Annotated in this window: 6 protein-coding genes; 4 read left to right on the top strand and 2 right to left on the bottom strand. The window is 52.9% G+C overall.

What is annotated here, in order from left to right:
* Window positions 1–78 precede the first annotated feature (78 nt).
* Window positions 79–1,056 carry a hypothetical protein gene (locus HMPREF2796_RS04745; RefSeq protein ID WP_070631372.1) on the top strand — a complete coding sequence of 326 codons (978 nt, stop codon included), beginning with the start codon at window positions 79–81 and terminating at the stop codon, window positions 1,054–1,056.
* A gap of 442 nt (window positions 1,057–1,498) precedes the next feature.
* On the opposite strand, the gene cysS is transcribed toward HMPREF2796_RS04745, so the two are convergent.
* Window positions 1,499–2,920 carry a cysteine--tRNA ligase gene (gene cysS, locus HMPREF2796_RS04740; RefSeq protein ID WP_070631370.1) on the bottom strand — a complete coding sequence of 474 codons (1,422 nt, stop codon included), beginning with the start codon at window positions 2,918–2,920 and terminating at the stop codon, window positions 1,499–1,501.
* A 68-nt stretch (window positions 2,921–2,988) separates the two neighbouring features.
* Window positions 2,989–3,495, bottom strand: a complete 507-nt coding sequence (locus HMPREF2796_RS04735; RefSeq protein WP_070631368.1) for a hypothetical protein — start codon at window positions 3,493–3,495, stop codon at window positions 2,989–2,991.
* 230 nt (window positions 3,496–3,725) lie between these two features.
* Between HMPREF2796_RS04735 and HMPREF2796_RS04730 the strand changes: the two genes are divergently transcribed.
* The 3 genes from HMPREF2796_RS04730 (at window position 3,726) to murB (ending at window position 7,222) form a co-directional block, all read left to right on the top strand.
* Complete coding sequence (locus HMPREF2796_RS04730) at window positions 3,726–4,385, top strand: YiaD family glycine zipper/OmpA-like lipoprotein (protein WP_064083571.1); 660 nt, start codon at window positions 3,726–3,728, stop codon at window positions 4,383–4,385.
* A 430-nt stretch (window positions 4,386–4,815) separates the two neighbouring features.
* Window positions 4,816–6,204 carry an MATE family efflux transporter gene (locus HMPREF2796_RS04725; protein WP_070631366.1) on the top strand — a complete coding sequence of 463 codons (1,389 nt, stop codon included), beginning with the start codon at window positions 4,816–4,818 and terminating at the stop codon, window positions 6,202–6,204.
* Window positions 6,197–7,222, top strand: coding sequence for a UDP-N-acetylmuramate dehydrogenase (gene murB, locus HMPREF2796_RS04720; RefSeq protein ID WP_070631364.1), 1,026 nt, complete (start codon window positions 6,197–6,199; stop codon window positions 7,220–7,222). The genes HMPREF2796_RS04725 and murB overlap by 8 nt, the downstream gene beginning before the upstream one ends.
* Window positions 7,223–7,375 lie beyond the last annotated feature (153 nt).

The raw sequence follows: 7,375 nt of genomic DNA, 5'->3' as shown, positions 1-7,375 counted from the left end.
AGCATGGCCTTCATGCTGCGCACAGCGGTGTTGTTGTTTGACGGTATTGGTGCGGAAGAGGCTACCTGAAAACAGGTGGTGAAGATTGGTAAAGAAGTAAGGCAGGAGTTCCAGGTGGAGCCTCCGAGGGAGACAATATCTACGCTTCCTGCTGAAGTATTGTACGACTTTAAAATATGGTATTTAAAAATGACAGAACAAGATAAATCAGAGAAGCAGAATGAAGAAGCAACTGGTAGATATAAACTATTTATATTAAAAATATTATTGCTGTATGTTATAGGGATTATTCTATCAACATTTTTTCCTTTTTCGTTGTTACCAAGAAGCATGATGAAGCCGAGTAACCGCATATATACGGACTTTAAGATCTTTCTATCTGACAAGACGATAGATCACCAAAGAGATCTCTACATGTTAAACAAACAAGTTTATTCATTTGAAGTGAAGGATTATGATGGTGATTCGACAACTGATCCCAGCAATCCTCCTTATATTGAATGTGGGGTTTATAGTTATAAATTAACAAATACAGCTAGAAGTTATAATCAGAAAGAGCTAGTTAGTAAATTAAATAACAGGCTAGGAAATAAATATAATTTTCCAATATATCAAGATAAAAGTGGTAGTCAAAAATGGGTAGAAATTAAGTATATCGGAATAATATATCCTGAGATAAGAGAATTTAGAACATTATGGTTTCCAATACAATACTTAAATAATTTTCTAGCTTATCGTAATCAGATAGATGAAAATACAAAGTTTATTCCTCAGATTGATAATGGGGGTCAGTTTATACCTAGTAACCTTTGGAATATACAAGGGTGTATATCTACCATGAGACGACAGGAGGACTCATTGTTAGGGGGGTATACTGGAAGTAGATTTGGAGAAGAGTATCATAGATTTTTTTCTGATAGGAAGCTGCAGCAGGAAAGGGATAGAATATTAAGAATACTATCTGAACCAGATACGGTTGTTAGGGTAGATACATCAGATGGATTAATTTATTTTTATAACCTGCGTGAAGATAGAATGGTTGTTATAAATCCATAAAACTTTTGGTTAGAAAATATATATCTTAAACTTAATAAAAGTAGGAGCATCAGTATGGTAAGTAAAGTTAAACAGCAGAAGATTCAGGCTAAGTCAGAGGTAATTAATTCGTTTGGTTATGACACATTGAAAAAAGTTTGGTCATATTATTTATAATCAGGCTTCTCCAAGAGCTGGGAAAGAGTTGTTAGAAGAATCTATTATCAGATCGCCTAATGAATCCGAATATCCAGTATTGCAGTTTGATGCACAGTCGTTTATGGACGGTGGGCCGGGCAGCAAGTAGGTTGGGTTGAACAACCCAACATTTTTCAGGTAGCCCCCTTTCAGGCTACCTGAAAAGCCGTAGGTCGGATTCTTGAATCTAATACCCTGTTCAAGGCTACCTGAAAAAAGGCTACCTGAAATTTCAGGTAGCCTTTGTTTGCTTACATCAAACTTATCAGCCGCGTGTCCAGCTGGTGCCGTCCGCGCCGTCGCGCAGGGTGATGCATTGCTCGGCGAGCAGGTCGCGGATGCGGTCGGATTCGGCCCAGTTTTTGTCGGCGCGGGCTTGCTTGCGCCGGGCGATGAGGGCTTCGATTTCTTCGTTGCTCAAACCGTTTGCAGTCGCGCCGCCTTGCAGGAATTCGGTGGGGTTACGTTGCAGCAGCCCAATGGTGCCGGCAAGGGCTTTGAGGCAGCCGGAAAGCTCGGCAGATTGGGTTTTATTGGCTTCGCCTGCCAACTCAAACAATACGGCCACGGCCTGCACGGTGTCGAAATCGTCGTTCATGGCGGCAAAGAAACGGCGGGTATAGTCGTTGGCTTCGGAGGCTACCTGAAACTCTACAGGCGGCACATTGGCCAGGGTGTTGTAGAGGCGGGTGAGGGCGTTTTTGGCGTCGTCGAGGTGCGCATCCGAATAATTCAGCGGGCTGCGGTAGTGGGCGCGCAGGATGAAGAAGCGCACAACTTCGGGATCGTATTGCTTCAGCACGTCGCGGATGGTGAAGAAGTTGCCCAGCGATTTGGACATTTTTTCGCCATCTACGCGGATAAAGCCGTTGTGCAGCCAGTATTTGACGTGGCTGGCGATGCTTTGGCCGTGGTGGGTGTGCGCGTGTTCGTGTCCGCAAACATGGCCGCTGGCGCCGACGCTTTGGGCGATTTCGTTTTCATGGTGCGGGAACTGCAAATCTGCGCCGCCGCCGTGGATGTCGAAGGTGTCGCCGAACAGGTTGTCGCTCATGGCGGAGCATTCGATGTGCCAGCCCGGGCGGCCGTTGCCCCACGGGCTTTCCCATGCCGGCTCGCCTGCTTTGGCGGCTTTCCACAACACGAAATCGAGCGGGTCGCGTTTGAAACCATCCACTTCCACGCGCTCGCCGGCGCGCAGGTCGTCCAGCGATTTGCCGGATAATTGGCCGTAAGAGGCAAACTCGCGCACGGCATAATAAACGTCGCCGTTGGCGGCGGGGTAGGCTTTGCCGTTGCGAATCAGGGTTTCAATCATGGCAATCATCTGCGGGATGTTTTCCGTAGCCTTCGGCTCAACGTCGGGGCGCAACACGCCCAAGGCGTCGGCATCTTCGTGCATGGCTTGGATGAAGCGGGCGGTGAGCTCACCGATGGTTTCGCCGTTTTCAGCCGCTCGGGCGATGATTTTGTCGTCGATATCGGTGATGTTGCGCACATAAGTGAGCGGATAGCCGCACTCGCGCAGCCAGCGGGCAATCATATCGAACACTACCATCACGCGGGCGTGGCCGAGATGGCAGTAGTCGTAAACCGTCATGCCGCACACGTACATGCGCACGTTTTCGGGGTTGATGGGGGCAAAAGGCTCTTTTTGGCGGGTGAGGGTGTTGTAGATAGTTGGCATAGTGCAATGGAAGTGGTTGGTTAAAGATTAGAGGCTACCTGAAAGCGAAGTTTCTGCGCAGCGGCAAATTATTTGCTATCGGCTTCGGCGGGGCAGCTTGGGCCTTGGTAGGTGTAGTGCTGGTTAACTTGGGTGTTGTGGACAGAATTGCGTTCGGTATCGGTGGAGTTGATGGAGAAGGCAACGGCGGGGCGTCCTTGCGGGCCGTCTTTCAGCACCATGCTCACGGTGTAGGCATCCAAACCGGGTTTGGCTTGGGCGGGATTAAGCAGGGTATAAACCCGGCCGTGGTTGGTTTGGCGCTCTTTAAACCGGCCTTGGGGATACAGGCCGGTAGTGAGCCGGCGGATTTGCTCTTGCAGCCAGGCTTGGCTGTCGGCTGGGATGCAGACTTTCCGCTCGGCATGAATAGAAGGCGAACGCGGGAACGGAATAGCATCGGGCTCGCTGGCGGGGCGGTAATCGCCGACATCATTGCCCTGATACAAATAGAGGCCGGCAGGGAGCTCGGCGTGGGCAACAGCAGCGGCAAACAAGGCGAGCGCGGGCAAGAGGAGGCGGGAGAGGCGCGGCATGTTTTCAGGTAGCCTGTTGGGTTGTTGGGAAAGGCATTGTAGCCGAAAGCCTTGTTTGCAGCCACCTGGCGGGCAAATGTAAACAAACATTTGGAAAGTTTTGAAAACGGTAAATGTTGCCGCAGTGGCTTTTGTTTATGCGGCAGCTCGCCTATAGTGGCTGCTGTAGGCAGCGTGTTTTATATTAACTTTTTGTTTTCACCAAACTCTTCCACAAAAGGAAATCAATTATGATGAAACGTCTAACAGTATTAACTCTAGCCGCTACCTTTGCCCTGAACGGCTGCGTTACCGACCCGGTTACCGGCCAGCAAACTATTTCTAAAACTGCGCTGTTCGGCCTCGGCGGCGCGGCAGCCTGCGGCGCGGTGGGCGCGCTGACCCACGGCAGCAAAGGCGCGCGCAATGCGGCGCTGGGCTGCGGCGTGGTAGGCGCGGGTGTCGGTGCCTATATGGACGTGCAAGAAAACCGTCTGCGCCAAGAGCTGGCCAACACGCCGGTGGAAGTGCAGCGCCAAGGTGACCAAATCAAGCTGACCATGCCCAGCGGCGTAACCTTCGCCACCAACAGCTCCAGCCTGAGCCCGGACGCAGTAAATTCGCTCAACACCGTGGCCAATGTGTTGACGCAGTATCCGGAAACCACCATCACCGTGGCCGGCCACACCGACAACACCGGCAACGACCGAATCAACAACCCCTTGTCTGAAAACCGCGCCCGCTCCGTGGCCGGCTACCTCACCGGCCGCGGCGTGGCTGCCAGCCGCATCAGCACCGTGGGCTACGGCTCACGCTCGCCGGTGGCCGACAACTCCACCGAAAGCGGCCGCGCGCAAAACCGCCGTGTGGAAATCTTAATCAACCCCACCACCCAGGCAGGTCGGCAGTAAGCTATAGTTAAAGCTAAGGCACGGCGGAAGCAATTCCGGCGTGCCTTTAGTTTTGCGCGACAACTGCCTTCATCAGCATCAAATGCCGCTTTATTTAAATCTTCATCTTGACCGCTACAAAGGCTACCTGAAAATGTCGGCACAGCAACACATTTAGTTTTGACTGTGCCGCGCTTCGTTTTCAGGTAGCCTTTTCGCCGAACCCCGGCCGTTTCCACGTTTTTCCAATTTTGTCTACTCTAAAAATAGCATCCGGGCAGATTTTGCCAGACAAAATCCGCAACACAGCAGGGAAAAATATTTTCTTCGAAAAATCAAGCATACTATTGCGAAATACATTCATAAATCCTAGGCAGCAAGTGTTGCGTTACTACAACTTATGTTGCATTTCTGCTAAAATTACGCCCGTGTTCCACTCTTATTTTTGATTATGCTGCTCGACCTAAACCGTTATTCCCCCGCCGTTTTCCGCAAAGAAGCCTCCAAATTGGGCGCTTTGGCGGTGCCCATGCTATTGGCGCAGATTGCGCAAGTGGGGCTGGGGTTCGTGGATACGGTAATGGCCGGTGGCGCAGGCAAAACTGATTTGGCTGCCGTGGCACTGGGCAGCAGCGCATTCGTTACTGTTTACATAACCTTCCTCGGCATCATGACCGCGCTTAATCCGATGATTGCCCAAGAGCACGGCGCAGGCGAAGTCGAGAAGGTGGCCGAACTGGGCCGGCAAGGCATATTGTATGGCCTGATGCTGGGCATTATCGGCATGATTCTGCTGTGGCTGATGATTCAGCCCTTCAATAACTTTCTCGACTTGGATGCCGAAGTAAAACGGCAATTTGCCTTGTATGTGGGTCTGATTGCCCTTTCCATGCCGGCTGCCATGATCCACCGTGCGTTACATGCTTTCGCTTCCAGCTTGGGCAAACCCAAACCCATTATGTGGATGAGCTGGATCAGCCTGTTTTTAAACATCCCGCTCAACCACATCTTCGTTTACGGCGATTTGGGCATGCCGGCCTTGGGCGGTGCGGGCTGTGGCCTGGCCAGCACCCTAGTGTTCTGGTTTAACGCCGCCGCGCTGTGGGCTTATATTGCCAAACAGAAATATTTCCAACGCTTCGGCCTGTTTGCGCGATTCTCCAAACCCAGCGCCAAGATTTTCCGCCAAATTACCAAGCTGGGTGTGCCGATTGGCTTGTCTTTCTTCCTCGAAGTGAGCCTGTTCACCGTGATGATGATGCTGATTGCCCAACTGCCGGGCAATGCCGAAGACCACGTGGCTGCTCAGCAAGTAGTAAACAGCATCACCAGCCTGATTTATGTGATTCCACAAGGTATCGGCGCGGCAGTTACCGTGCGCGTGGGCTATGCCATCGGTGCCGACCGCTATTTCCAAGCGCGTTACGCCTCCGGCGTGGCCTTGGCCTGCGGCTCAACCCTGGCTATCGTTACCGCGGTACTCACCCTGCTGTTCCGTTATCCGATTATGCGCATTTACACCGACGACCAAGCCGTAATCGGCCTCGGCGCCACCATCCTGCTGTTTGCCGCCGCCTTCCAATTGGCCGACGCCATCCAATGTATCGCTTCCTACGCCTTGCGCGGCTACAAGGTAACCAAACTGCCGATGGTGATTCACGGTATCGCCTTCTGGGTGGTCGGCCTCGGGCTGGGCTGCCTGCTGGCCTTCGGCACGAGCATGGGGATTTACGGCTTCTGGGCGGCATTGGTGCTGTCGCTGGGTTGTGCCGCCGTTGCCCTCTTGTGGTGTTTGGCAACAGTAAGCCAAGAAATGCTGGAACATGAAGACGATGAATAAACTGCAATACGATGCCGATTTAACCGCGCTGAACACCTTCGGCCTACCCGCCCGTGCTGCCGCGCTCTACACATTAGACTCTGCCGAAAGGCTACCTGAAATTTTCCAACTGCCCGAATACCGCCGCGAGCGCACCCTGTGGCTGGGCGGCGGCAGCAATATCCTGCTGATGAAGGACTACGACGGGCTGGTGGTGCGCATGGCCAATAAAGGCATTTCCGCGCCCGAGCCGGCCGGCGGCGGCAAAACGCGCATCACCACGCAGGCTGGCGAAAACTGGCACGATTTCGTGCAGCACACCATCGCGCAGGGCTTGAGCGGGCTGGAAAACCTCAGCCTGATTCCCGGCACGGTGGGCGCTGCGCCGGTGCAAAATATCGGTGCCTATGGCGTGGAAGCCGAAAGCTGTATCGAAACTGTACACGCCTGGGATTTAGACAGCGGCCAGCCGGTATCGTTCAGCCAGGCCAACTGCCGTTTTGCCTATCGCGACAGCGTGTTCAAACAATCCGGCGGCCGTTTCGTGATTACGGCGGTAACGTTCGTGCTGAATAGAGAATTCAAGCCCAAGCTGCACTACGGCGACGTGCAAACCGAAGCCGAAACCCTGGCTCAAGGCGCTCCGCTCACCGCTGCCATCGTGGCCGAAGCCGTGTGCCGCATCCGCCGCCGCAAGCTGCCCGACCCCGCCGAAACCGGCAGTTGCGGCAGTTTCTATAAAAACCCCATTGTTTCCGCCGAACAAGCCGCCGCGCTGAAGACGCAGCACCCCGCCCTCCCGGTATACCCCCAGCCGGGCAGTCAGGCCAAACTCGCCGCCGGCTGGCTTATCGACCAATGCGGGCTCAAAGGCCACCGCGAAGGCCAGGCCGCCGTACACCAAAAACAAGCCCTGGTGCTGATTAATCTCGGCGGAGCAAGCGCCGAAGATGTGCGCCGTTTGTCCGAACACGTGCAAAACAGCGTTTACCAACGCTTCGGCGTGCGGCTGGAGCCCGAGCCGGTGTGGCTGGAATAAAGATAATGCAGCACTTATTTCCTCCTAGCCGGCAGCGCAGCAAGGCTGCATGGGGAATAAGTGCGATAGCCATAAAGCAATATAATCGATAATGTATTAAAATTCCGCTATCTCATTTTTCAGGTAGCCTCTCGCATAGGCAGAATTTACGTT

Source organism: Eikenella sp. HMSC071B05, from assembly GCF_001811325.1.
GTDB classification, from domain to species: Bacteria; Pseudomonadota; Gammaproteobacteria; order Burkholderiales; family Neisseriaceae; genus Eikenella; species Eikenella corrodens.
This window is presented reverse-complemented; position numbering and strand designations above follow the sequence as displayed.